Origin of the sequence: Pantoea anthophila, from assembly GCF_026104315.1 — a bacterium.
Taxonomy (GTDB): domain Bacteria; phylum Pseudomonadota; class Gammaproteobacteria; order Enterobacterales; family Enterobacteriaceae; genus Pantoea; species Pantoea anthophila.
Genome location: NZ_CP110473.1, coordinates 3,196,717 through 3,221,850 on the forward strand (window position 1 = coordinate 3,196,717; position 25,134 = coordinate 3,221,850).

A 25,134-nucleotide genomic window follows, 5' to 3' on the forward strand; every position below is an offset into this window, starting at 1 on the left:
TGTCAGGCGATTGCCGTTGCCATTGATTATATTCAATCATAATTGATTATATGTGAGCAACTTCAAATTAATCGAAATCGATATGCCCTATAAAATGAGCCATACAGAGTGACTGACCTCGCATTGAGATGAGCAAAGTTAATCATCTGCTCAGACGCGATCGATATAAGGGTATGAAATGAACATTAACAGCACGGTGATCAGCGGCTATCAGGCGTTAAACGACATGCGCTATCTGCTGGAGGGGGTTTCATCCGCGGTAGTGGTAACTGACCGGAACATTGAAGCGATTCCGGCGGTGCAGGCGCTGCTGGGGCAACTCCGGGAGCAGATCCCCCACATCAGCGTGGTGAACAGTGTTCCCCCCGAGCCGAGCCAGCATGATGTGGCCGCCCTTCTTGCCGCACTCACGTCGCGCAGGGCTGACATGGTGATCGGTATCGGCGGTGGCAGCGTGCTGGATGTGGCAAAGCTGCTGTCGGTGCTGTGCGTGGATGCGGCCCCGTCGCTGGAAGCCCTGCTGGCGGGGGAGAAACCGCAGCACCGCACCCGCTCCATGCTGATTCCGACCACTGCGGGTACCGGCTCAGAAGCCACGCCCAATGCGATTCTGGCGATCCCGGAGAAGGAGACCAAAGTCGGCATTATTTCCCCGATCATGCTGCCCGATGTCGTCGCGCTGGTGCCGGAACTCACCACCAGCATGCCCGCACACATCGCCTCCTCAACCGGTATTGATGCCCTCTGCCACCTGATCGAGTGCTTTACCGCCTGCGTCGCCAATCCGGTCAGCGATAACTATGCGCTGATCGGGATGAAGAAGCTGTTCGCCAATCTCGAAACCACCCTGCGGGAGCCGGAGAATCTGCAGGCACGACTGGAGATGTTGTGGGCCTCTTATTATGGCGGCGCGTCGATTGCCCATGCCGGCACGCATCTGGTGCACGCCCTCTCCTACCCGCTCGGCGGCAAATATCATCTGCCGCACGGCGTGGCGAATGCCATTCTGCTGGCCCCCTGCATGCGCTTTGTCCGTCCGGCGGCGGTGAGTAAGTTCGCTCAGGCCTATGACCTGCTGCCCGACGCTGACCGCCGATTAAGTGATGAAGCGAAATCCCATGCGCTGGTCGACTACTTCACCGCACTGGTGGCGCGTCTGCAGCTGCCTGCCAGTCTGGAAGCGCTGGGCATCGGCCCGGATCACCTGCCCTATCTGGTGGAAGCCGCGCTCGACGTGCAGCGCCTGATGAAAAATGTCCCGATGGCGGTCACCGCTGACGATGTGCGCGCGGTCTATCTGACCCTGTTTCCTTCCTGCCAGGCGTAATGAGGATTGTCATGAATAAGAAAATAAGCGGCGTACTGACCGCCATCGTCACCACTTTCGATCGTGACGGCGCTTTTGATCCGGTGAGACAGCGTGAGCAGGTCAGACGACAGCTCCGGGCCGGTAACGGCATCTTCTGCGGCGGCACCAACGGCGAATTCTTTGTGCTGAACGAGCAGGAAAAGCTCGCCGTCACCGCCACCTGCGTGGATGAAGTCAGCGGCCGCGCGGCGGTAGTAGCGCACATCGGCGAAATCTCGACGCGTGAAACGATCCGGCTGGGCACACAGATCGCCCGCCTGGGCGTGGATGCCGTCTCTGCGATCACCCCCTGGTTTGTGCCGCTGAAACAGCAGGAGCTGATCGATCACTACCGGCGCGTGGCTGACGCGCTGACGGTGCCGCTGTTCCTCTACAACATCCCGGCGCGCACCGGCAATACGCTGCAGCCGGAAACGGTGCGCACGCTGGCCGCCCATCCCAACATCATCGGCATCAAAGATTCGGCGGGCAGTTATGACAGCCTGCGCGGCTTCCTGCAGGCCACCGCCGACTGTGACGGTTTTGATGTGCTGAATGGCCCCGACTCGCTGATCCATCAGGGGTTTGTTGAGGGCTGCTCCGCCGCCATTTCCGGGCTGGCCAACGTGGCCCCGGAGGCGATTAACGCTATCTGGGCGCGCTTCGCTGCCGGCGATATTGCCGGTTCGCAGCAGGCTCAGGAGAACGTCACCGGTCTGCGCACGGCGCTCTACAGCATCGGTTTCTCACCGGCCGCCGTGAAAAAAGCGGTCAGCCTGCTGGGCTTCGAGGTGGGTGAAAGCCGCTATGCGGTGCAGTTCAGCGCCGAAGAGCAGCAGCAGATCCGTCAGATCGTCACCCACTACCTGCAATAAACGCCATCGCCTTTGTCTCCTACCGGTCAGATGAGAACGAACCTGATGGTCGCCATCTGCCAGCACAATCGAGGTTATGATGAACGCATTTTCAACTGAGAGCACCTTACTGATCGTAGGCATGGTGGTCGCCTATATCCTGTTCACCACCTGGCTGACCTGGCGGCTGCGCAGTAAAAGCAGCGGTGACTTTATGGAAGGCTCCCGCGCCATGCCCGCCTTTATCGTCGGCATCATGCTGATGTCGGAATATATCGGGGCAAAATCCACGATCGGCACTGCGCAGGCCGCCTTTGAAAATGGCTTCGCCGCTTCCTGGTCAGTGATCGGCGCGGCGATTGGCTTCCCGCTGTTTGGTCTGATCCTGGTGAAGCGCATCTACAACACCGGTAAGATCACCATCTCCGGAGCGATCGCCGAAAAATATGGCAGTTCGACCAAAAACATCATTTCGCTGATCATGATCTATGCGCTGCTGCTGGTGAACGTCGGCAACTACATCAGCGGCGCGGCGGCGATCTCTACCGTGCTGAAGATCGACCTGACCCAGGCGGCCTTTATTACCGCGGTGGTGAGTACCTTCTACTTCGCGTTTGGCGGCATGAAAGGGGTGGCCTGGGTGACGCTGCTGCACAGCGCCATTAAGTACATCGGGATCCTGATTATCCTCTACGTGGCGCTGAAGATGACCGGCGGCGTGGCCCCGATGATCGAGAAAATGCCCGCCTTCTACTGGACGTGGGATGGTCACGTCGGGGCCAGTACCATTGTGGCCTGGCTGATCGGAACCGTGGGCTCGATCTTCTGCACCCAGTTTGTGATCCAGGCGATCTCCTCGACCAAAGATGTCAAATCCGCTAAGCGTGCCACGTGGGTCGCCTTCTTCTTCTGCCTGCCTATCGGCCTGGCGATGGCACTGATCGGCGTGGCGGCGAAGTTTGCTCATCCCGACATCAAGAGCCTCTATGCCCTGCCGGTGTTTTTGCAGGATATGTCCCCTTGGCTGGCTGGCATCGTGACGACCTCGCTGGTGGCATCGATTTTCGTCAGCGTCGGCACCGTGGCGCTGGCGATCGCCTCGCTGGTGGTGAAAGATTTTTATGTCCCTTACCGTCACCCTACGCCAGAGCGCGAGTTCAAAGTGACGCGCTGGTTCTCGATTGCCATCGGCTTCTTTCCGCTGCTGTTTGTGCTGTTCTTCCCGGAAGTGCTGAAGCTCTCCTTCTTTACCCGCGCGATTCGCCTGTCGATCACCGTCGTGGCGATCATGGCGTTCTATCTGCCGTGGTTTAAAAGCACACGCGGCGCCAACGCCGGTCTGATTGGTTCCTGTCTGGTCACCTCCGTCTGGTTCCTGATGGGGAATCCGTTTGGCATCGATAATATGTATGTGGCGCTGGCCACGCCGGCGATCATTATGGTGATTGACCGCTGCATCCCGTCACGCCAGTCTCAGCCTCAACCGCAACGCAATGCACAAAAGAGTGGAGCCTAATATGACTCAGGAAACCGTCACCGCCGAACGCACCGGCCAGCTTGCGCCGCATCCGCAGGATAGCGCGCAGCAGGTTGCGATGCTGCCCTCCTCCTGCCCGCAAAACCATGCGGCTAACCTGCTGCCGCTGCCGGATGGCGATCTGCTCTGCGTCTGGTTTGGCGGCACCCAGGAGGGGATCGCCGATATCTCTGTCTGGTGTTCACGGCTGCAGAACGGCAGCGATCGCTGGAGTGAGGCGCAGAAACTCTCTGAGGATCCGACGCGGTCCGAGCAGAATCCGGTGCTGTTCCTCGATCCCGATCAGGTCCTGTGGCTGCTCTGGACGGCGCAGAAGTCCGGTAATCAGGACACCGCCATCGTGCGCTATCGTCAGTCTCACGATCTGGGCCGGAGCTGGGGCGCGATCGACACCCTGCTGGATAAGCCTGGCACCTTTATTCGTCAGCCGATCGTGGTGCTGCCGAATGGTAACTGGCTGCTGCCGGTCTTTTACTGCCTGACGCCGCCCGGTGAAAAATGGGTGGGTAACTATGATGTCAGCGCCGTGAAGATCTCGGAGGATAAAGGCTGGAGCTGGCGCGATGTCAGCGTGCCTGACAGCACCGGCTGCGTCCATATGAACGTCACCCTGCTGGAGGATGGCTCGCTGCTGGCGCTCTACCGCAGTCGCTGGGCCGATCACATCTACCAGAGCCGCTCGTTTGATCAGGGTGAGAGCTGGAGTGCACCCGAAGCGCTGTCGCTGCCAAATAACAACTCCTCTATTCAGGTCACGACGCTGCGCAACGGTCATCTGGCGCTGGTGTTTAACGCCATGAGCGCTGAAGGTGCCAGCGAACGTCGCCTGTCGCTCTATGACGAAATTGAAGATGATGAAGAGGACGGTGAGGTGGCGGTTGCCGCCGGACCGGTGGTACACAGCGGCCGTACCGCCTTCTGGGGTGCGCCCCGTGCGCCCATGACGCTGGCGATCTCAACAGATGGCGGCAAAAGCTGGCCGCTGCAGCGCAACCTGGACGAAGGCGATGGCTACTGTATGACCAATAACTCGCAGCAGAAGTTAAACCGTGAGTTCTCCTATCCCAGCATCAAAGAGGGTCTGCATGGCGAACTGCATATCGCCTATACCTGGTATCGTCAGGCGATCAAATATGTGCGGATTGAGGAGTCATGGGTGCAGGGAGGTGACGCGTGAATGAACGGATGGCGCTGGTGACCGGTGCCAGCTCCGGCATCGGTCAGGCGATTTGTGACCGCTTACTGAGTGACGGCTGGCAGGTGATCGGCCTGAGCCGTTCGGCGGTCTGCCGCACAGAACCGGGCTGGCAGAGTCATCAGATCGATATCAGTGACAGCGCTGCCCTGCAGGCGCTGCTGGAGCAACTGCCTGTGCCGCAGGCGGTGATCCATGCCGCGGGTATGATGCAGGCCGCGCCGCTGGGGGAACTGGATTTGGCGGCCAGCGCCCGTCTGTGGCAGCTGCACGTGGCCGCTGCGGAACAGCTGGCGAACCATTTTGCACCGCGGATGGCGGCAGGCGGGAGAGTGCTGCTGCTGGGCAGCCGTACGTCAGGCGGTGCCGCAGGCCGCAGTCAGTACGTGGCGACCAAATCAGCGATGATCGGCATGGTGCGCAGCTGGGCGGCAGAACTGGCTCCGCGTGGCATTACCGCCAATATCGTGGCCCCCGGTGCGACCGAAACACCGATGCTGAACCAGCCGGGCCGCGCCAGTTCACCGCCGCGCCTGCCGCCAATAGGCCGCTATATTCAGCCGCAGGAAGTGGCCGATCTGGTGGCGTTCCTGCTCTCTCCCTCAGCAGCGGCAATCACCGGGCAGCAACTGGTGATCTGCGGTGGCGCCTCGCTGAGCTAAGCTGCCCCTGGCGCCGGGCGGTTTCACATCCCGGCCAGACGTGAAGCGCCACCTGAGGCGATCGTCCGGCATTTAACGCCGGACGGGATTGCCATACTGGTTAACAAACTGGCGGTACGCGGCGATGACCAGCAGAAAATCTTCAATGCCGCAGAATGAGAGGCTCTCTTCGTCATAGTAGTTCATCCCCTCCTCCATGCCGTCATCTTCCAGCGCCAGCAGGTTGGCGCGAATCATCACCTCCTCCTCATCAACCAGGATGGTGTATTCGCTGCCGATGCGCTGCCACTGTCGCACGCTGCCTTTGACGTCTTCGATAGCGGCTTCGACTTCATCCAGCAGACCCGGATCGTTTTTCACCTCTTCGTTGAACCAGTGGCCGACCGCTTCATGATCCATCGACATGCGGACCTTAATCTGTCCGGTCACATCGCGTAAAAATTCATATTCCATCGCCCGTTCCTCTCAACGTCGTCGCGTCACTCAATGAGTGTCACGGCTGGCTTTGCAGCATAATGTGACACGTCGCGCATTATTACAGGCTGTCAGGCGAAATCCAGCTTTTGATCGTGCCGGTGACCGGCGCGAAGACGAAAAAAAGGGGCGAATCATCGCCCCTTATGCATGCTTACAAGGTGAAGGATCAGACTGCGGTCTGGAAAATCACGCCTTCCGCTTTGTCGGTGTACTGCGCCAGCTGGTCGAAGTTGAGATAGCGATAGGTGTCGCTGGCCGTTTTATCGACCTGCGCCATAAATTGCTGATACTCATCAGGCGTGGGCAGCCGGCCCAGCAGTGATGCAACGGCAGCCAGCTCGGCAGACGCCAGATAGACGTTAGCGCCGGTACCGAGACGGTTCGGGAAGTTACGGGTCGAGGTGGAAACCACTGTCGAACCGTCTGCCACACGTGCCTGGTTACCCATGCAGAGTGAACAGCCCGGGATCTCGATACGCGCACCGCTTTTACCGAAGACGCTGTAGTAGCCCTCTTCAGTCAGCTGTGCGGCATCCATCTTGGTTGGCGGCGCCACCCACAGACGGGTTGGCAGCTGACCTTTGTGGCTGTCCAGCAGCTTACCGGCAGCACGGAAGTGACCGATGTTGGTCATGCACGAGCCGATAAACACTTCGTCGATCTTCTCGCCCTGAACGTCCGAGAGCAGACGGGCATCGTCAGGATCGTTAGGGGCACAGAGGATCGGCTCTTTGATATCAGCCAGATCGATCTCGATCACGGCGGCGTATTCCGCATCCGCATCGGCTTCCAGCAGCTGAGGATCGGCCAGCCATTTCTCCATGCTCTCCACGCGACGCTCCAGCGTACGACGATCGCCGTAACCTTCTGCGATCATCCACTTCAGCAGCACGATGTTGGAGTTGAGATATTCGATGATTGGCGCTTTATCCAGCTTAATGGTACAGCCCGCCGCAGAACGCTCTGCTGACGCATCGGACAGTTCAAACGCCTGCTCAACTTTCAGATCCGGCAGACCTTCAATCTCCAGGATGCGGCCAGAGAAGATGTTTTTCTTACCTTTCTTCTCAACGGTCAGCAGGCCCTGTTTGATGGCATAAAGCGGAATGGCGTGAACCAGATCGCGCAGGGTAATACCGGGTTCCATCTTGCCTTTGAAGCGCACCAGGACCGATTCCGGCATATCGAGCGGCATGACGCCCGTTGCCGCGGCAAACGCCACCAGGCCCGAACCGGCCGGGAAAGAGATGCCGATAGGGAAACGGGTATGGGAGTCGCCGCCGGTTCCTACGGTATCCGGCAGCAGCATACGGTTCAGCCAGCTGTGAATAATGCCGTCACCCGGACGCAGTGAGACACCGCCACGGTTCATGATGAAGTCTGGCAGCGTGTGGTGCGTGTTCACATCGACCGGCTTAGGATAGGCGGCGGTGTGGCAGAAGGACTGCATCACCAGATCGGTAGAGAAGCCCAGGCAAGCCAGATCTTTCAGCTCGTCACGGGTCATCGGACCGGTGGTATCCTGCGAGCCCACGGAGGTCATCTTCGGTTCGCAATACGCGCCCGGACGCACACCGGTCACGCCACAGGCGCGGCCGACCATTTTCTGCGCCAGTGAGAAGCCACGGGTGCTCTCCGCAACATCTTTCGCCTGACGGAATACGGTGCTGTGCGGCAGACCCAGCGACTCGCGCGCTTTGGTGGTCAGGCCACGGCCGATGATCAGCGGAATACGGCCACCGGCGCGCACTTCATCAATCAGCACTTCGGTTTTCAGTTCGAAGCTGGCCAGCAGGTCGTTGGTTTCGTGGTTACGCACTTCACCTTTGTAGGGGTAGATGTCGATCACATCGCCCATGTTCAGGTCGTTGACGTCCACTTCAATCGGCAGTGCGCCCGCATCTTCCATGGTGTTGAAGAAGATAGGCGCAATCTTGCTGCCCAGCACCACGCCGCCGCCTTTTTTGTTTGGCACGTTCGGGATGTCGTCGCCCATGAACCACAGCACCGAGTTGGTGGCGGATTTACGGGATGAGCCGGTTCCGACCACGTCACCGACGTAAGCCAGCGGATAGCCTTTGGCCTGCAGCGCTTCGATCTGTTTGATCGGGCCGATATTGCCCGGCTCATCCGGCTCAATGCCTTCGCGGGCATTTTTCAGCATCGCCAGAGCGTGCAGCGGGATGTCAGGACGTGACCAGGCATCCGGGGCCGGAGAGAGGTCGTCGGTGTTGGTTTCGCCCGTTACCTTGAATACCGTGACCGTGATCTTTTCGGCCAGCTCAGGACGTGACAGATACCATTCCGCATCGGCCCAGGATTGCATGACCTGCTTCGCGTATTCATTGCCCGCTTTGGCTTTCTCTTCGACATCATAGAAGTTGTCGAACATCAGCAGGGTGTGTGAAAGGGCTTTGGCCGCGATGGGGGCCAGTCGGCTGTCGTCCAGCGCCTCGATCAACGGATGAATGTTATAACCGCCCTGCATGGTACCGAGCAGTTCGACCGCTTTTTCAGGAGAGATCAGAGGAGAGGTTGCTTCGCCTTTGGCAACAGCCGCCAGGAAACCGGCTTTGACATACGCCGCTTCATCGACGCCAGGTGGGACTCGGTTGACCAGTAAATCGGTCAGAAATTCTTCTTCACCCGCAGGTGGATTTTTCAGCAGTTCAACCAGCGCGGCCATCTGGGAAGCCTCTAAAGGCTTAGGAACAATTCCCTGGGCAGCACGCTCGGCAACGTGCTTACGGTATTCTTCTAGCACGACGTTATCCTCGCTCTCATTATGTAGGGCTTTCCGACCACCTTGCTCACTTATGGAGAACAACCTTCCCTTTTCTTGTCCAGGTTGAGGTGCCCGGTTTCGCGGAGGGCAGAATAGCAGGATTTCGTCTGTTTGTTAATCTGTTTACAAAAATACAACATAATCGACTACGCCCATTCTGCCCGTCCGGTTCGCCGTCTGCGCGGGCTGACTGTGCGTAAACGGACAGTCCCGAGCGTACCGCATGCCGGGGAAATTAGCCCCGGAAAATGTCAGGTTTATCGCGGTTTAAGAGAAGTATCAGGGCCGAATCGATAACGGGCAGGAATAGAAAGGTGCGGTTTGCAGGACTGGCCATCGATGCCACCGGCCAGACACAGCGGCGCAGAAGAGGCCCTGAAGACCTCTTCTGCCTGCTATCAGTTTTTCAGATTTTCCGGGAAGTCAGCGGGGAGCTGATCGGGCGGGCAGTCGATCACGCTTTCGTTATTTTCGCCCACATCGCGGATTACGGTCAGCGTCGCGAACTCGTCAATGACTTCGGTTGGGTAAGCCGGACCTGCTTCGCGGAAGGCAGCCATCTCTTCCAGATGGTCATTCTGGAAACAGACGGTTTTTTCCGGATTATTCATTACCCAGCGCGGGAAGAAGATGGTGCCGTGGAAGATTTTATCCGCCAGGTTGACGGCCAGGCTGACATCGGTGCCGGTAGGTTCAGTCCAGGAAACTTTATAGACATCCTGCGCCAGACGGACGACATAGACATGCTGATTTTTAACCCAGCGATTACCCACCATGCCGCTGTGGATGCGATAGTCGATCGTGCTGGCATTTTTGATGTAGAGCTCGTAATTCCAGCCGTTGTCGTAGGTGTAAACCAGGTGTTTGCCAACGATGCCTGACAGATCATGTTTATCAAAAGTGCTCATGGTCAATTCCTCATTTATTTGCCTTGAGGAGATTATTACGCGTTACAGATGAGATGAATAACGCTATTTTTAGCACTGAATAATCCAATTTTTCGATGAGTTACCATGTATAAAACGACACTGGAACAGTGGGCGCTGCTCGACGCGGTGGTGAATGAAGGGAGCTTTGCGCTGGCTGCAGAAAAGCATCATCGCAGCCAGTCTTCACTGAGCTATCAGCTTAGCCTGCTTCAGCAGCGGCTGGGTCTGACTCTGCTGCAACAGGAGGGGCGTCGCGCCGTCCTCACTGCCGAAGGACATCAGCTACTGGCTCAGGTTCGTCCATTGCTGGAGGGATTCAGCGCGCTTGAAGCTAAGGCGCATGCACTGCAGCGGGGTGAACGTTCGCGCATCGATCTGATGGTGGACGCGACGCTGCCTAAACCTCTGCTGTTTGATGTGCTGCAGACCTTTCAGCAGCACTACCCCCATGTCCGCATCTGGTTCAGCGAAATTGTTCGCAGCGAAACGCCGGAAAGGCTGGCTGAGCAGCAGGCTGACCTCTGGCTGGTCGCGCAATATGGCGATGCCCCTGTTGCCGGCGAGAGCCTGATGAGCGTCGATTTCGTGGCCGTTGCCCATCGGGATCACCCCCTGCACAGTGAACCCGCCCCGCTGAGTGCCGCCACGCTGGCTCGCTGGCCCTGCATCACCATCCTGGATCGGCAGCAACAGCAGCAATCCGAGGTCAGTGGCGATCAGGCGGAGAACTGGTCCTTCACGACGCTCTCCGCCGCGATTGAAGCAGTCCAGCATCAGCTGGGCTATGGCTGGTTACCGGAACAGAATATCGCCGGGCTGCTGAAGAGCGGTGAACTGCGCCCCCTGCCGCTGTTGCAGGGCCGCCGACGCAGCAGTTCGCTGGTGATGTATATCAATGAAGAGAGGCTGCCCGGCAACAGCGCCATTGCGGCCCTGGCGCAGATGTTTGTGGAGCGGGTGGCGGTATGGGGAGCGCGTCGCTGAGCGCTAAGGAGGCTGAGTTTGTTTCCGTTGACGCGGGGAACATGCAAAAAAACGTATTCCAAAGATGAAGCTGCGGTTTATCCCCCTAAAGCGTGGAACACCAGCGCAGAACGCTATCTATAGCAAAACGATGGCTTCAGTTGCTGGCCGGACGCTTACGAACTCATTAATAGCAGGAAGGTTAGCAACTACCATTGCGCAGCGTAGCTCGTTCCTTGTTGCGGTCAGAGGTGGTCTGATTGGTAATGCCCTGCTTATTGGTGGCATGACAGAGAGATGTATCTATACCTCTGAAAAGCTGCAAAAGAGCAATCCTGAAGTCTATAACGCATTACGCGTGAGGAACTATGATTTACTCTACTTCCTACTTGAGCCAGCTCTGAACCCGTTCTTAGAAGCTCTCAATGTGAAGCGAACGCAAGGGCAACCGGCTTTTGAACGGATCATTGAAATGGTAGAGAAGGAGGTAAACGCTAATGCGAGATAATGGGCCTGCTAAGCGGAGCTTAGGTAAACGCATCATGTATAGCCTTATAGAGGTGTCAGGTGCGATCATAGGCGGGTTACTGCTACTTCTGTGCTGCTACTGGTTCTTTCACTATGAAACCTGGCATGAGCGGCTGATGGCGATTGGTCTGTCTATCGGAGTTGTCTATCTGATAGGTAAGGTCTTACCTGAACGGCCAAATCAGTAAGCCTCTCATGGGGCCATACTCAGTTTTATCAGCTCAGACTTCATCTGAAAGTTACCCGTTATTTATACAGGTATTTATCAGAGTACATTTGGATTGAATTCTTCTCAGCCCAGAGGCTTTTTCCATCAGGTAATATTTCCATAAGCGTCCGGACAGGGCACATTTTCCCCTGATGAGTTCGCTGATTATTAAGTGAGCCAGCCAGTCATCAAGATCAGATTGTAATGTGTCGGGTTCACCATACCGCTTTTGCGGAACGCCATCTTCCTGCAATATCGTCATGTGGAAGCGCATCGCAGATGCCGTTAGTCTGTGGTGACATCGCTTTGGTCTTCGCATAATCCAGACCAAAAAAAAGCCTCCATATTGGAGGCTTTTTCGTCAGCAGCGGAAACTTACTTCTTCTTCGCTTTCGCGTTAGGCAGATCGGTGATGCTGCCTTCGAAGATTTCTGCTGCCAGACCGACTGACTCATGCAGGGTCGGGTGAGCATGGATGGTCAGCGCGATATCTTCCGCATCACAACCCATCTCAATCGCCAGACCGATTTCGCCTAACAGCTCGCCGCCGTTAGTGCCGACAATCGCGCCACCGATGACACGGTGCGTCTCTTTATCGAAAATCAGTTTGGTCATACCGTCTGCACAATCTGAAGCGATAGCACGGCCAGAGGCAGCCCACGGGAAGGTGGAAGTCTCGTAGCTGATGCCCTTCTCTTTCGCTTCTTTCTCGGTCAGACCGACCCAGGCAACTTCTGGCTCAGTATAGGCAATGGATGGGATCACTTTCGGGTCGAAGTAGTGCTTCAGACCGGAGATCACTTCCGCCGCAACGTGGCCTTCGTGCACGCCTTTGTGCGCCAGCATTGGCTGACCGACGATGTCGCCGATAGCATAGATGTGTGGCACGTTGGTACGCATCTGCTTGTCGACGCGGATAAAGCCGCGATCGTCTACTTCCACGCCCGCTTTACCGGCATCCAGACCTTTACCGTTCGGCACACGACCGATAGCCACCAGCACGGCGTCATAACGCTGCGCTTCACCCGGTGCCTTTTTGCCTTCCATTGAAACGTAAATGCCATCGTCTTTTGCTTCAACGGCGGTCACTTTGGTTTCCAGCATCAGGTTGAACTTCTTGCTAATTTTCTTGGTAAAGACTTTGACGACATCTTTATCCGCAGCCGGGATAACCTGGTCAAACATCTCAACCACATCGATCTCTGAACCCAGCGCATGATACACCGTCGCCATTTCCAGACCGATGATACCGCCGCCCATGACCAGCAGACGCTTCGGCACTTCTTTCAGTTCCAGCGCATCGGTTGAATCCCAGACGCGGGGATCGTCATGAGGAATGAAAGGCAGTTCGATTGGGCGTGAACCCGCAGCGATGATGGCGTTATCGAAGTTGATGGTGGTCGCGCCGCCTTCACCTTCCACCACCAGGGTGTTAGCACCGGTGAATTTGCCGAGGCCATTAACCACTTTGACTTTACGACCTTTTGCCATTCCTGACAGGCCGCCAGTCAGCTGGTTAATCACCTTCTCTTTCCAGCTGCGAATCTTGTTGATATCAGTAGAGGGCTGACCAAACACAATGCCGTGCTCTTCAAGGGCTTTCGCCTCTTCGATCACTTTGGCAACGTGCAGCAGCGCTTTAGAGGGGATACAACCGACGTTCAGACACACACCGCCAAGGGTGCTGTAACGCTCTACCAGTACGGTTTCCAGACCTAAATCCGCACAACGGAAGGCTGCAGAGTAACCTGCAGGACCTGCCCCAAGTACCACGACCTGGGTTTTAATCTCTGTACTCATCATGACCTCTTATTTGATATCCGGCGGGTCAGACGTTCTTATAATGCCCTTGTTCCACCGGGACTTTCACCGCAAGAGTTTACAGAATTGTTAACAAACTGCCAACCGTGACGCGACGAAACGTTAAAGGAAGGCCGGCATCCGCCGGCCTTCTTCACATTTACATAACTAAACGACGTATGTCTGAGAGCATATTGCCAATAATGGTGATGAATCTTGCACCATCAGCTCCGTCGATCACGCGGTGGTCGAAGGAGAGAGAGATTGGCATCATCAGACGCGGCGCAAACTCTTTACCGTTCCACACCGGCTCCATCGCCGATTTAGACACACCCAGGATAGCCACTTCCGGCGCGTTAACAATCGGCGCGAAGTGCGTGGTTCCCAGGCCGCCCAGGCTGGAGATGGTGAAGCATCCGCCCTGCATGTCGCCCGCGGTCAGCTTACCGTCACGCGCCTTCTTCGACACCGCCATCAGCTCACGCGACAGCTCGGTAATGCCCTTTTTGTTCACGTCTTTGAAGACCGGAACCACCAGGCCATTTGGCGTATCGACCGCCACACCGATGTTGATGTATTTCTTCAGCGTCAGCTTCTGCGCATCTTCGGAAAGCGAGCTGTTGAAGCGTGGCATCTGCTCAAGCGCGGCAGCGACAGCTTTCATGATGAACACCACCGGGGTGTACTTCACATCCAGCTTACGCTTCTCTGCTTCGGCATTCTGCTGCTTACGGAACGCTTCCAGATCGGTGATATCGGTTTTGTCGAAATGCGTAACGTGCGGGATCATCACCCAGTTACGGCTCAGGTTCGCACCCGAAATTTTCTGGATACGACCCAGTTCGACTTCTTCGACTTCGCCAAACTTGCTGAAGTCCACTTTCGGCCATGGCAGCATGCCTGGCAGGCCGCCACCGCTTGCCGCAGCCGGTGCCGCTTCAGCGCGTTTCACCGCCTCTTTCACGTAAGTCTGCACGTCTTCTTTCAGAATGCGACCTTTACGGCCGGTGCCTTTGACTTTCGCCAGGTTCACACCGAACTCACGCGCCAGGCGACGGATCACCGGGGTAGCGTGAACGTACGCATCGTTCTCGGCAAACTCACCTTTGCTGTCCGCTTTGGCTGCCGGAGCAGGCGCCGCAGATTTAGCTTCTGGTTTCGCAGCCGGGGCCGGTGCGGCTTCCTGCTTCGCTGCCGCCGGGGCCGGTGCGGCACCTTCGACTTCAAACACCATGATCAGTGATCCGGTGCTGACTTTGTCGCCGGTCGCCACTTTCAGCTCTTTGACGGTACCCGCGAATGGCGCAGGCACTTCCATTGACGCTTTATCGCCTTCCACCACAATCAGTGACTGCTCAGCGTCAACTTTGTCGCCCACTTTCACGAGGATCTCGGTGACTTCTACTTCATCACCGCCGATGTCCGGGACGTTAACCTCTTTTGCGCCTGCCGCTGCGGCGGGTGCCGATGCCGCTTCTTCTTTCAGTTCTGGCTTCGCGTCAGCGGCCGGTGCAGCCCCTTCCGCTTCAAAGACCATGATGGCAGAACCGGTGCTGACTTTATCGCCGGTCGCAATGGTGATCTCTTTAACCACACCCGCGAACGGAGCCGGCACTTCCATTGACGCTTTATCACCTTCCACCACAATCAGTGACTGTTCGGCTTCAACTTTATCGCCAACCTTCACCAGAATCTCAGTGACTTCAACTTCGTCACCGCCGATATCCGGCACAGCCACTTCTTTGCTGGCGGTGGCGGCTGCCGCGGCGGGTGCAGGTGCCGCATCCGCTTTCTTCTCTTCGGCGGCGGCAGGTGCCGCTTCTGCGGCCCCTTCTGCGTCAAACACCATGATCAGCGAGCCGGTTTCTACTTTGTCACCGGTGGCGATTTTGATCTCTTTCACTACGCCAGCCTGCGGGGAAGGCACTTCCATTGAGGCTTTGTCGCCTTCCACGGTGATCAGCGACTGCTCGGCTTCCACCTTGTCGCCAACTTTCACCAGAATCTCGGTGACTTCAACTTCGTCAGACCCGATATCCGGTACCTTAATTTCGATAGCCATTACTCTCTTACCTCTTAAGCCAGACGCGGGTTAACTTTATCGGCATCGATGTTGAATTTGGTAATGGCTTCCGCCACCACTTTCTTCTCGATCTCGCCGCGTTTAGCCAGCTCACCCAGTGCAGCAACCACCACATAAGATGCATCAACTTCAAAGTGATGACGCAGATTCTCACGGCTGTCAGAGCGACCAAAGCCATCGGTACCCAGCACGCGGTAATCGCTGGCTGGAACATAGCTGCGAACCTGTTCAGCGAACAGTTTCATATAGTCGGTTGAGGCAACTGCTGGCGCGTCATTCATCACCTGAGCGATGTAAGGCACGCGTGCTTCTTCTGTCGGATGCAGCATGTTCCAGCGCTCACAATCCTGGCCATCACGCGCCAGTTCGGTGAACGAGGTGACGCTGTAGACATCAGAGCCGATACCGTAATCTTTCGCCAGGATCTGTGCCGCTTCACGTACGTGACGCAGGATAGAACCTGAGCCCAGCAGCTGCACTTTGCCTTTGCTGCCTTCTACCGTTTCCAGCTTGTAGATACCCTTACGGATACCCTCTTCCGCACCCTGCGGCATGGCTGGCATATGGTAGTTTTCGTTCAGCGTGGTGATGTAGTAGTAGATATTCTCCTGCGCTTCGCCATACATACGCACCAGACCATCATGCATGATGACAGCCACTTCATAGGCGTAAGACGGGTCGTAAGAGATACAGTTCGGGATGGTCAGCGACTGAATATGGCTGTGGCCATCTTCATGCTGCAGGCCTTCGCCGTTCAGCGTGGTACGACCGGAGGTTCCGCCGACCAGGAAGCCGCGCGCCTGCTGGTCACCCGCCAGCCACATCAGATCGCCGATACGCTGGAAGCCGAACATCGAATAATAGATGTAGAACGGGATCATCGGCAGGTTGTTGGTGCTGTAAGAGGTCGCCGCTGCCAGCCAGGATGAACCTGCGCCCAGCTCGTTGATCCCTTCCTGCAGAATCTGGCCTTTCTCATCTTCTTTGTAGTAAGCAACCTGCTCACGGTCCTGCGGAGTGTACTGCTGGCCGTTCGGGCTGTAGATACCAATCTGACGGAACAGACCTTCCATACCGAAGGTACGCGCTTCATCCGCGAGGATCGGAACCAGACGATCTTTGATCGACTTGTTCTTCAGCATCACGTTCAGGGCACGAACGAAGGCGATGGTGGTGGAGATCTCTTTGTTCTGCTCTTCCAGCAGCGCACCGAACTCTTCCAGCGCTGGCATTTCCAGCTTCTCGGTGAACTTCGGCTGACGCGTTGGCAGGTAGCCACCCAGCTTCTCACGCTGACCGTGCAGGTAAGTGTGCTCTTCTGAGCCTTTTTCGAAGGTCACGTACGGCAGTTCTTCGATTTTATCGTCAGCAACCGGCACGTTGAAGCGATCACGGATATAGCGCACGCCATCCATGTTCATCTTCTTCACCTGGTGAGCAATGTTTTTGCCTTCCGCGGTGTCGCCCATACCATAACCTTTGATGGTATGCGCCAGGATCAGCACCGGCTTGCCTTTGGTGTCCTGCGCTTTTTTCAGTGCCGCGTAGATTTTCTTCGGATCGTGGCCGCCACGGTTCAGTGCCCAGATTTCATCATCGGACATGTCTTTAACCAGCGCGGCGGTTTCCGGATATTTACCAAAGAAGTGCTCACGCACATAGGCGCCATCACGGGATTTAAAGGTCTGGTAGTCGCCGTCGACAGTTTCGTTCATCAGCTGAATCAGCTTGCCGCTGGTATCTTTGCGCAGCAGCTCATCCCAGCGACCGCCCCAGATGACTTTGATCACTTCCCAGCCAGCACCGGCAAAGATGCCTTCCAGCTCGTTGATGATCTTGCCATTACCGGTGACCGGGCCATCCAGACGCTGCAGGTTGCAGTTGATGATGAAGACCAGGTTATCCAGTTTTTCACGGGTCGCGATGGTGATCGCACCTTTGGATTCTGGCTCATCCATCTCACCATCACCCAGGAAGGCGTAGACGGTCTGAGCAGAGGTATCTTTCAGGCCACGGTGTTCCAGATATTTCAGGAACTTCGCCTGATAGATCGCTGACAATGGACCCAGACCCATAGAAACGGTCGGGAACTGCCAGAACTCCGGCATTAATTTCGGGTGCGGATAAGAAGAGAGACCTTTACCGTCAACTTCCTGACGGAAGTTGTTCATCTGCTCTTCGGTCAGGCGACCTTCAAGGAACGCACGGGCATAGATGCCCGGAGAGATGTGGCCCTGGAAATAGACCAGATCGCCGCCATCTTTGTCATTACGCGCGCGGAAGAAGTGGTTGAAGCACACTTCATAAATGGTCGCAGAAGACTGGAAGGAGGACATATGGCCGCCGAGTTCCAGATCTTTCTTCGATGCGCGCAGCACCGACATGATGGCGTTCCAGCGGATAGCGGAACGGATACGACGTTCAAGAGAGGTGTTGCCCGGATAGTCGGGTTCATCTTCAACGGCAATAGAGTTGATGTAGTTGCTGATAGCAGACGATCCTGCAGCAACGTTCACGCCGCCTTTGCGGGCTGCACCCAGTACCTGATCGATCAGATACTGTGCACGTTCAACACCTTCTTCACGGATGACCGATTCGATCGCCTGTAGCCAGTCACGAGTTTCAATCGGATCCACGTCATTGTGTAAACGTTCTGACATGGGTGTGTTCCTTATCTGTGTCTAATACGTTGAATAATCGGGAGCCTGTCAAAGCACAAGCAGGCAGGCTCGTCGCACATGTCCGTACGATCTTTGTCGCACGTTATTCCTTACGTTGCTGTAAACGACGCAGGGAGCGTTCTCGACGGCTCTGCTCCCGACTTCTGTCCAGCAAGATTTCCTCTATGAACGCCAGGTGACGGTGTGAAGCCTCGCGCGCTTTTTCTGGCTCACGGGCCACAATCGCCTCAAAGATTCTGGCGCGGTGACCGCTCACTTTTGCCAGCATTTCCCGGCGAGAGTAGAGCAATTCGAAATTCTGACGGACGTTTTGTTCCAGCATAGGGCCCATTGAGCGTAGCAAATGCAAAAGCACCACATTATGGGCCGCTTCTGTGACAGCGATCTGATACTGCATCACGGCGTCCGCTTCGGCGTCTAAATCGCCGCTGTCCTGCGCCTGCTGGATGTACACATGGCAGTCGCGAATGCGCAGCAGATCTTCTTCTGTGCCGCGCAGCGCTGCGTAATAGGCGGCGATGCCCTCTAAGGCATGACGCGTTTCCAGCAGGTCAAACTGTGATTCCGGATGGTCTGCGAGAAGCTCAACGAGTGGATCACTCAGGCTTTGCCAGAGATGCTCCTGTACGAATGTTCCGCCGCCCTGACGGCGCAGCAACAATCCTTTCGCTTCTAAGCGCTGGATCGCTTCGCGGAGAGACGGACGTGAGACATCGAATTGTTTGGCGAGTTCGCGCTCAGGGAGCAGCTTCTCTCCCGGACGCAGTGTCCCTTCCATAATCAGGGATTCGAGCTGTTGCTCGATAGCATCTGAGAGCTTGGGTTGGCGAATCTTACTGTAAGCCATCATCCCTTCTTATTAAGCCAGTCGTCCGGAGTAAATTGGTAATACCAATTGTACAGAGGTGGCGGTAAAGTAACAAAGTATTCACCTTGTGTCTATATGGTGTCTGTGACATTCCCCTGCCTCTGAAGCCCGCCCTGACGCTAACTTGCGGTTAAAAAAATGAAAAATTCGCGTTAGGCTGAATGTTAAATAAATTCACTTTTACCAAACCTTACACCTGCTTAGCCCCGAAGCGCAGCGGCATCCATAAGTGAAAGCTATTCGTCATGAACCGCATTTCATGGCAGAAATTTCTCTGGCCTGACGTGACCGGGACGACGTTTTTTCAGTCAACTCTCAGCACGAAAGGCGAAAGCAGGTGCAAAGCGATTCGCTTATCACTATTCTTGTCGCCAGGGTAGCGCATGGCAGCACTCAGCACGCCAGATACCGTAAAATAATCAATACGTTAATGTAACTACTTCCTTACAGCGAACCGCGCTGGGAACGAAGAATAAAAACATCACGAGGTTTGTATGGAACAACAGCAAGGCGAGGCGCTGAAACGTGGTCTTAAGAACCGCCATATTCAGCTCATCGCGCTGGGTGGAGCAGTAGGAACCGGCCTGTTTCTGGGCAGCGCATCGGTCATCGAATCCGCCGGTCCGGCCGTTATTCTGGGCTATGCCATTGCCGGTTTTATTGCCTTTTTAATCATGCGCCAGCTGGGCGAGATGGTCGTTGAGGAGCCGGTTGCCGGCAGCTTCAGCCACTTCGCCTATAAATACTGGGGCAACTTTGCCGGCTTCGCCTCGGGCTGGAACTACTGGGTACTTTACGTGCTGGTCGCCATGGCAGAGCTCACTGCCGTCGGCAAATATATTCAGTTCTGGTGGCCCGACTTTCCAACCTGGGCCTCGGCAGCCATCTTCTTCGTCATGATTAACGCCATCAACCTGACCAACGTGAAAGTCTTTGGTGAGATGGAGTTCTGGTTCGCCATTATTAAAGTGGTGGCGGTCATTGGCATGATCCTGTTCGGCGGCTGGCTGCTCTTCAGCGGCAACGGCGGCCCGCAGGCGACGGTGCGTAACCTCTGGGAACAGGGCGGCTTTTTCCCGCACGGCATTGGCGGTCTGGTGACGGTCATGGCGATCATCATGTTCTCATTCGGTGGGCTGGAGCTGGTGGGGATCACCGCCGCTGAAGCCGATAATCCGGAAGTCAGCATCCCGAAAGCGACCAACCAGGTGCTGTGGCGCATCCTGATTTTCTACATTGGTTCACTGGCGGTGCTGCTGTCACTGATGCCGTGGAGCCGTGTCACCTCTGAAGTCAGCCCGTTTGTCTTTATCTTCCACGAGCTGGGCGATGCCATGGTGGCGAATGCGCTGAACGTGGTGATCCTGACGGCCGCTCTGTCGGTCTACAACAGCTGCGTTTACTGCAACAGCCGTATGCTGTTTGGTCTGGCTCAGCAGGGCAACGCGCCCAAATCGCTGCTGAAAGTTGACCGTCGCGGCGTTCCGGTCTTAACCATTCTGGTTTCTGCGGTCGCCACGGCGCTCTGCGTGCTGATCAACTACCTGATGCCCGGTGAAGCGTTCGGCCTGCTGATGTCACTGGTGGTCTCTGCACTGGTCATCAACTGGGCGATGATCAGCCTGGCGCACCTTAAGTTCCGTCGTAAGAAAGATCAGCAGGGCGTGACCACCCGCTTCAAAGCGCTGCTCTATCCGGCCGGTAACTGGATTTGCCTGATCTTCCTGGCGGCAATTCTGGTGCTGATGGCAACCACGCCGGGCATGGCCATCTCTGTCTGGCTGATCCCGGTCTGGCTGGTGATACTGGCGCTGGGTTACTTTATTAAGAACCAGACGCAGAAAGTCTGATCCCTTCTCTTATCCGGTGCGCCTGCTCAGGCGCACCGGCCACTTTCGTTCTGTTACTATTTTTATTGCTGACGGGTAGTGATAATTTTTTCCTGCTTCTCACCCAATAAAGGAAAAAATAACTATGCGTGAACTCGCACCTTCAGAAATTATGGCCGTCAGCGGATGTGGCCTGATTCAGGATATCACCACCGCCGTCGGCCAGCAGGCCGGTTCGCTTTTGGGCAGCGTGATGGGTTCCCTGATACCGATTCCCTTTCTCAACGGCGTGATCTCCTCGGTGGCCAGTACGCTTTTCAGCACCATTGGTGGCTGGATTGGCAGTCTTCTCGGTGGCCTCGTTGAAGGGCAGAATAACAGCGCAGCTTAACGATTCTCTGCCGCCCTGCCCCGCTTAATGTGATGTGAACGGGCCCGCGCCTGCGTGCCAGTTCACATTTTTTTGCGCCCGCCCGTTTTGTCCATCTCTGTGACTCAATACTGCCACGCCGTGAGTGACTTAAGCGCTGATAATCATTAGCTTCATGGTTTGCAGGAGAAGCACAATGAAGCCCGCGGCACTCACATTCAAAGAAAAACTGGGTTATGGCATGGGCGATGCCGGATGCAACATGATTGGCGGTGCCATCATGCTATTCCTCAACTACTTCTATACCGACGTGTTCGGCCTGGCTCCGGCGCTGGTGGGCACGCTGCTGCTCTCGGTCAGGGTGCTGGATGCGGTCACCGACCCGATTATGGGCGCGATTGCCGATCGCACCCAGAGTCGCTGGGGCCGTTTTCGTCCCTGGCTGCTGTGGGTTTCCGTTCCCTACGTGCTGTTCAGCGTGCTGATGTTCACCACGCCAGACTGGACCTATCACAACAAGGTGATCTGGGCATTTGTCACCTACTTCCTGATGTCACTGACCTACACCGCCATTAATATTCCTTACTGTTCACTGGGCGGCGTGATTACCAGCGATCCCGGCGAGCGCGTCTCCTGCCAGTCCTACCGCTTTGTTATGGTGGGCATCGCCACGCTGACCCTCTCCCTGTCACTGCTGCCGATGGCGGAGTGGTTTGGCGGCGCGGATAAGGCGCGCGGCTATCAGATGGCGATGGCGGTGCTGGCCACCATTGGTCTGGCGATGTTTCTGTTCTGCTTTGCCACGGTACGTGAACGCATCCGCCCTGCCGTTCCCAGCAATGATGACCTGAAAAAAGATCTGCGTGACGTCTGGAAGAATGACCAGTGGGTCCGGATCCTGCTGCTCACCTTCTGCAACGTCTGTCCCGGCTTCATTCGCATGGCGGCGACCATGTACTACGTAACCTGGGTCATGGGTCAGTCAACGCACTTCGCCACCTTGTTTATCAGCCTGGGGGTAATCGGCATGATGGTGGGCAGCACGCTGGCGAAAGTGCTCACCGACCGCTGGTGCAAACTCAAAGTCTTTTTCTGGACCAATATCGCGCTGGCCCTTTTTTCCAGCGGCTTTTACTGGATCGATCCGCACGCCACCCTGATGGTCGTGGTGGCTTATTTTGTGCTGAATATTCTGCATCAGATCCCCTCCCCCCTGCACTGGTCGCTGATGGCCGATGTGGATGACTACGGCGAATGGAAAACCGGTAAACGCATTACCGGCATCAGCTTCTCCGGCAACCTCTTTTTCCTCAAGGTGGGTCTGGCTGTCGCGGGGGCGATGGTCGGTTTTCTGCTCTCAATGTATGGCTACAACGCGGGCGCAAAACAGCAGTCAGCCGAGGCGATTAACGGCATCATGCTGCTGTTTACCGTTATTCCGGGCGTCGGCTACCTGATCACCGCCGGCGTAGTACGGCTGATGAAGGTTGACCGCAAAATGATGCTCACCATCCAGCAGGATCTGGCGCTGCGTCGCGAAAACTTCCACGACTTACACACTGTTCATCTGCACAACCGTGCTGCCACGCCAACCGGAGATGTAAAATGAGCCCAACCTGGCCGAATCCTTTTATTGAGCAGCGCGCTGACCCGTTTATTCTGCGCCATGAACAGCACTACTATTTTGTCGCCTCAGTACCGGAATATGACCGGCTGGAGATTCGCCGCGCCACCACGCTGGCTGACCTGCGCAGCGCAGAACCGGTGGTGGTCTGGCACAAGCCGGAGAGCGGCCCCTGCAGCGAACTCATCTGGGCACCTGAGCTGCACTATATCGACGGGCTGTGGGTGATCTATTTCGCGGCGGCACCGACGCGCGACATTAAAGAGGGATTATTCCAGCATCGGATGTACGCACTGGTGTGCGAGGCCGGCGACCCGCTGCAGGGCGAATGGCAGCCCTGCCGGCGCGTCTTCAGCCAGCTTGACAGCTTTTCACTGGATGCCACCCACTTCGTGCATCAGGGTAAAAACTGGTATCTCTGGGCACAGAAAGATCCCGCCATTCCCGGTAACTCCAACCTCTATCTGGCGGAGCTGCTTAATCCCTGGACGCTGAAAGGCACGCCGGTAATGCTGAGCCGGCCTGAATATGAGTGGGAGTGTGCAGGATTTAGCGTGAATGAAGGACCGGCGGTCATTCGTCATGGTGACAGGCTGTTTGTTACCTACTCCGCCAGCGCCACCGATGAGAATTACTGCCTGGGCATGCTGTCGATTGCCGCAGAGGCGGACCCGCTCGATGTGACCGCATGGCAGAAATCGGCGCGGCCGGTGTTTGTGTCCAGCTGGGACAATCATCAGTATGGGCCGGGACACAACAGTTTTACGCAGGATGAGTCGGGGCAGGACGTGCTGGTCTACCATGCGCGAAACTACACGGAGATTGAGGGCGATCCGTTATGGGACCCGAACCGCCATACCCGACTGAAATATTTCAGCTGGCGCAGCGATGGCACGCCCGATTTTGGCGTGCCCCCTGCTGATCACACCAGCGTGCCATAAATCGTCAGCAGCGCTACGGCCACCACCAGCACCAGTGAGGTCCGTTTCGCCAACGCCACGGCCACCCGTGGCGTTTCAACTTTATCCGTGTGCGGATCGCGGGACAGCGAGAACTGCGCCAGGGTGGTCAGCACCTGATACTGAGAACGGTGACGATCGGTCAGTGAGACAAACCAGGCGGGCAGCGCCTTTTCACCGTGGCCCAGCAGAGCGTAAGCCACCCCCGCCAGCCGGACCGGTATCCAGTCGAGCAGATGCAGAATACCGTCGACCCCCGATTGCGCCCGCGCCATCGGTGTGCCGTGCTTTGCCAGCCAGCCCTGCCAGGCTCGCAGGAAGGCGTAACCCACCAGCAGCACCGGTCCCCAGGGACCTCCTACCACCAGCCAGAACATCGGTGCCAGATAGAAACGGAAGTTTATCCAGATCAGCGCATTCTGCAGCTCGCGCAGAAATTCGCGTTCGCTGCACTCCACAGGCACACCATGAATCAGCGTCAGCTCCGCCGCCATCGCCTGATGCGCCGCATCGTCGTCATGACTGGCCGCCTTCAGATAGTGATGGTAGTGCTGCCGCACTGAACCGGCCCCGATACAGAGCAGCCCGACCACAATCCAGAACAGCAATAGCACCACGCCAAACAGTACGCCTTTCAGCGTCACCAGCACCAGTGCCGTCAGCGCCATCGCCAGCGCGGTCATCAGCAGCGTCCGCAACATGGAGAAGTGGCGGCGATGGCGAAAAATCGGCTCCAGCCGGTGTTCGAGCTGCCAGTGCTCGCCCAGTTTAAACAGGCGCTCCCAGCCCAGAACCAACAACAAGGTAAACAACGTCATACTGACCCCGCAAAAATCAGGATTTTTGCTGCGTTAACAGCTCTCTGTAGTACTCCCAGTCAAAAGCAGGACCAGGATCGGTTTTGCGCGCCGGAGCGATGTCGCTATGCCCGGTAATACGTGCAGGCGTGACCGGATAGTGCTGCAGCAGCAACTGCGTAACCTGCTGCAAAGCCCGATATTGCGCCCCGGTATAAGGCTCGCTGTCAGTTCCTTCCAGTTCGATGCCAATAGAGAAATCATTGCAGTTTTCCCGGCCCTCAAACTGCGAAACCCCCGCATGCCAGGCGCGCTTATCAAAGGGGACATACTGCACAATCTCGCCGTCACGGCGAATCAGGCAGTGTGCCGCCACTTTCAGTGCCGCGATATCGGCAAAATAGGGATGCGCATCCGGCGGAAGCGTGCCGGTGAACAGCTTATCGATCCACGGTCCGCCAAACTCTCCCGGCGGCAGGCTGATATTGTGAATCACCAGCAGCGACGGCGCCTCATTGTCAGGTCGTTCATTGCAATGTAATGAGGGCACCTGACGTACGCCGGTCAGCCAGCCCTGTTTGATTTTCATACCGGATTTCCTTGTTCTGCCTGGCTGAGAATAGCATGAATAATAAAG

The 25,134-nt window shown here is 56.5% G+C and carries 19 protein-coding genes and 2 pseudogenes; 11 read left to right on the forward strand and 10 right to left on the reverse strand.

The window, feature by feature from the left end; genetic code table 11:
• Window positions 1–178 precede the first annotated feature (178 nt).
• The 5 genes from OJ965_RS17535 (at window position 179) to OJ965_RS17555 (ending at window position 5,596) form a co-directional block, all read left to right on the forward strand.
• On the forward strand, window positions 179–1,327 hold the full coding sequence (locus tag OJ965_RS17535; RefSeq protein WP_167432174.1) for an iron-containing alcohol dehydrogenase: 1,149 nt from the start codon (window positions 179–181) through the stop codon (window positions 1,325–1,327).
• 11 nt (window positions 1,328–1,338) lie between these two features.
• Window positions 1,339–2,223, forward strand: coding sequence for a dihydrodipicolinate synthase family protein (locus OJ965_RS17540; protein ID WP_154928413.1), 885 nt, complete (start codon window positions 1,339–1,341; stop codon window positions 2,221–2,223).
• Between the two features lie 79 nt (window positions 2,224–2,302).
• A complete protein-coding gene (locus OJ965_RS17545; protein WP_009092082.1) occupies window positions 2,303–3,718 on the forward strand; it encodes a sodium:solute symporter family protein in 1,416 nt (471 codons plus the stop codon).
• A 1-nt stretch (window position 3,719) separates the two neighbouring features.
• The gene (locus OJ965_RS17550) at window positions 3,720–4,916 is read left to right on the forward strand and encodes a sialidase family protein (RefSeq protein ID WP_265137206.1); all 1,197 of its coding nucleotides are present in this window, start codon (window positions 3,720–3,722) and stop codon (window positions 4,914–4,916) included.
• Between the two features lie 8 nt (window positions 4,917–4,924).
• Window positions 4,925–5,596, forward strand: a complete 672-nt coding sequence (locus tag OJ965_RS17555) for an SDR family NAD(P)-dependent oxidoreductase (protein WP_265139288.1) — start codon at window positions 4,925–4,927, stop codon at window positions 5,594–5,596.
• 72 nt (window positions 5,597–5,668) lie between these two features.
• On the opposite strand, the gene yacL is transcribed toward OJ965_RS17555, so the two are convergent.
• From yacL to OJ965_RS17570, 3 genes are all read right to left on the reverse strand, one after another.
• Complete coding sequence (gene yacL / locus OJ965_RS17560) at window positions 5,669–6,049, reverse strand: protein YacL (protein ID WP_009092085.1); 381 nt, start codon at window positions 6,047–6,049, stop codon at window positions 5,669–5,671.
• Between the two features lie 190 nt (window positions 6,050–6,239).
• The gene (gene acnB, locus OJ965_RS17565) at window positions 6,240–8,837 is read right to left on the reverse strand and encodes a bifunctional aconitate hydratase 2/2-methylisocitrate dehydratase (RefSeq protein ID WP_111208287.1); all 2,598 of its coding nucleotides are present in this window, start codon (window positions 8,835–8,837) and stop codon (window positions 6,240–6,242) included.
• A 419-nt stretch (window positions 8,838–9,256) separates the two neighbouring features.
• Window positions 9,257–9,766, reverse strand: coding sequence for a phenolic acid decarboxylase (locus tag OJ965_RS17570; RefSeq protein ID WP_009092087.1), 510 nt, complete (start codon window positions 9,764–9,766; stop codon window positions 9,257–9,259).
• Window positions 9,767–9,871: 105 nt separating this feature from the next.
• Between OJ965_RS17570 and OJ965_RS17575 the strand changes: the two genes are divergently transcribed.
• Both OJ965_RS17575 and OJ965_RS17580 read left to right on the forward strand, forming a co-directional pair.
• Window positions 9,872–10,771 (forward strand): LysR family transcriptional regulator, encoded by a 900-nt coding sequence (locus OJ965_RS17575; RefSeq protein WP_265137207.1) that lies wholly within the window; start codon window positions 9,872–9,874, stop codon window positions 10,769–10,771.
• Between the two features lie 106 nt (window positions 10,772–10,877).
• Window positions 10,878–11,258, forward strand: a pseudogene (locus OJ965_RS17580) (hypothetical protein); the annotation flags it as partial.
• Between the two features lie 266 nt (window positions 11,259–11,524).
• Here the strand turns inward: OJ965_RS17580 and OJ965_RS17585 are convergent.
• The 5 genes and pseudogenes from OJ965_RS17585 to pdhR form a co-directional block, all read right to left on the reverse strand.
• A pseudogene (locus OJ965_RS17585) lies at window positions 11,525–11,812 on the reverse strand (integrase core domain-containing protein); the annotation flags it as partial.
• 49 nt (window positions 11,813–11,861) lie between these two features.
• Window positions 11,862–13,286 carry a dihydrolipoyl dehydrogenase gene (gene lpdA / locus OJ965_RS17590; protein WP_046101230.1) on the reverse strand — a complete coding sequence of 475 codons (1,425 nt, stop codon included), beginning with the start codon at window positions 13,284–13,286 and terminating at the stop codon, window positions 11,862–11,864.
• Between the two features lie 160 nt (window positions 13,287–13,446).
• Complete coding sequence (aceF, locus tag OJ965_RS17595; protein ID WP_150028625.1) at window positions 13,447–15,348, reverse strand: pyruvate dehydrogenase complex dihydrolipoyllysine-residue acetyltransferase; 1,902 nt, start codon at window positions 15,346–15,348, stop codon at window positions 13,447–13,449.
• A gap of 14 nt (window positions 15,349–15,362) precedes the next feature.
• Window positions 15,363–18,029, reverse strand: a complete 2,667-nt coding sequence (aceE, locus tag OJ965_RS17600) for a pyruvate dehydrogenase (acetyl-transferring), homodimeric type (RefSeq protein ID WP_265137208.1) — start codon at window positions 18,027–18,029, stop codon at window positions 15,363–15,365.
• Between the two features lie 103 nt (window positions 18,030–18,132).
• Entirely contained in the window at window positions 18,133–18,897 is a 765-nt protein-coding gene (gene pdhR, locus OJ965_RS17605; RefSeq protein ID WP_265139289.1) for a pyruvate dehydrogenase complex transcriptional repressor PdhR, read from the reverse strand.
• Window positions 18,898–19,412: 515 nt separating this feature from the next.
• Between pdhR and aroP the strand changes: the two genes are divergently transcribed.
• The 4 genes from aroP to OJ965_RS17625 all read left to right on the forward strand — a co-directional run bounded on the left by aroP (window position 19,413) and on the right by OJ965_RS17625 (window position 23,682).
• A complete protein-coding gene (gene aroP / locus OJ965_RS17610) occupies window positions 19,413–20,768 on the forward strand; it encodes an aromatic amino acid transporter AroP (protein ID WP_009092097.1) in 1,356 nt (451 codons plus the stop codon).
• A 124-nt stretch (window positions 20,769–20,892) separates the two neighbouring features.
• Window positions 20,893–21,138 (forward strand): hypothetical protein, encoded by a 246-nt coding sequence (locus tag OJ965_RS17615; protein WP_009092098.1) that lies wholly within the window; start codon window positions 20,893–20,895, stop codon window positions 21,136–21,138.
• A 175-nt stretch (window positions 21,139–21,313) separates the two neighbouring features.
• Window positions 21,314–22,726 (forward strand): glycoside-pentoside-hexuronide (GPH):cation symporter, encoded by a 1,413-nt coding sequence (locus OJ965_RS17620; RefSeq protein WP_265137209.1) that lies wholly within the window; start codon window positions 21,314–21,316, stop codon window positions 22,724–22,726.
• On the forward strand, window positions 22,723–23,682 hold the full coding sequence (locus OJ965_RS17625; RefSeq protein WP_140028864.1) for a glycoside hydrolase family 43 protein: 960 nt from the start codon (window positions 22,723–22,725) through the stop codon (window positions 23,680–23,682). Before OJ965_RS17620 ends, OJ965_RS17625 begins: the two co-directional genes overlap by 4 nt.
• Here the strand turns inward: OJ965_RS17625 and ampE are convergent.
• Together ampE and ampD are read right to left on the reverse strand one after the other, a co-directional pair.
• Window positions 23,664–24,518, reverse strand: a complete 855-nt coding sequence (ampE, locus tag OJ965_RS17630; protein ID WP_140028863.1) for a beta-lactamase regulator AmpE — start codon at window positions 24,516–24,518, stop codon at window positions 23,664–23,666. The two genes, OJ965_RS17625 and ampE, sit on opposite strands and share 19 nt — an antisense overlap.
• A 16-nt stretch (window positions 24,519–24,534) precedes the next feature.
• Window positions 24,535–25,086: a 1,6-anhydro-N-acetylmuramyl-L-alanine amidase AmpD gene (ampD, locus tag OJ965_RS17635; protein ID WP_009092102.1), complete on the reverse strand. Its 552-nt coding sequence runs from the start codon at window positions 25,084–25,086 to the stop codon at window positions 24,535–24,537.
• Window positions 25,087–25,134 lie beyond the last annotated feature (48 nt).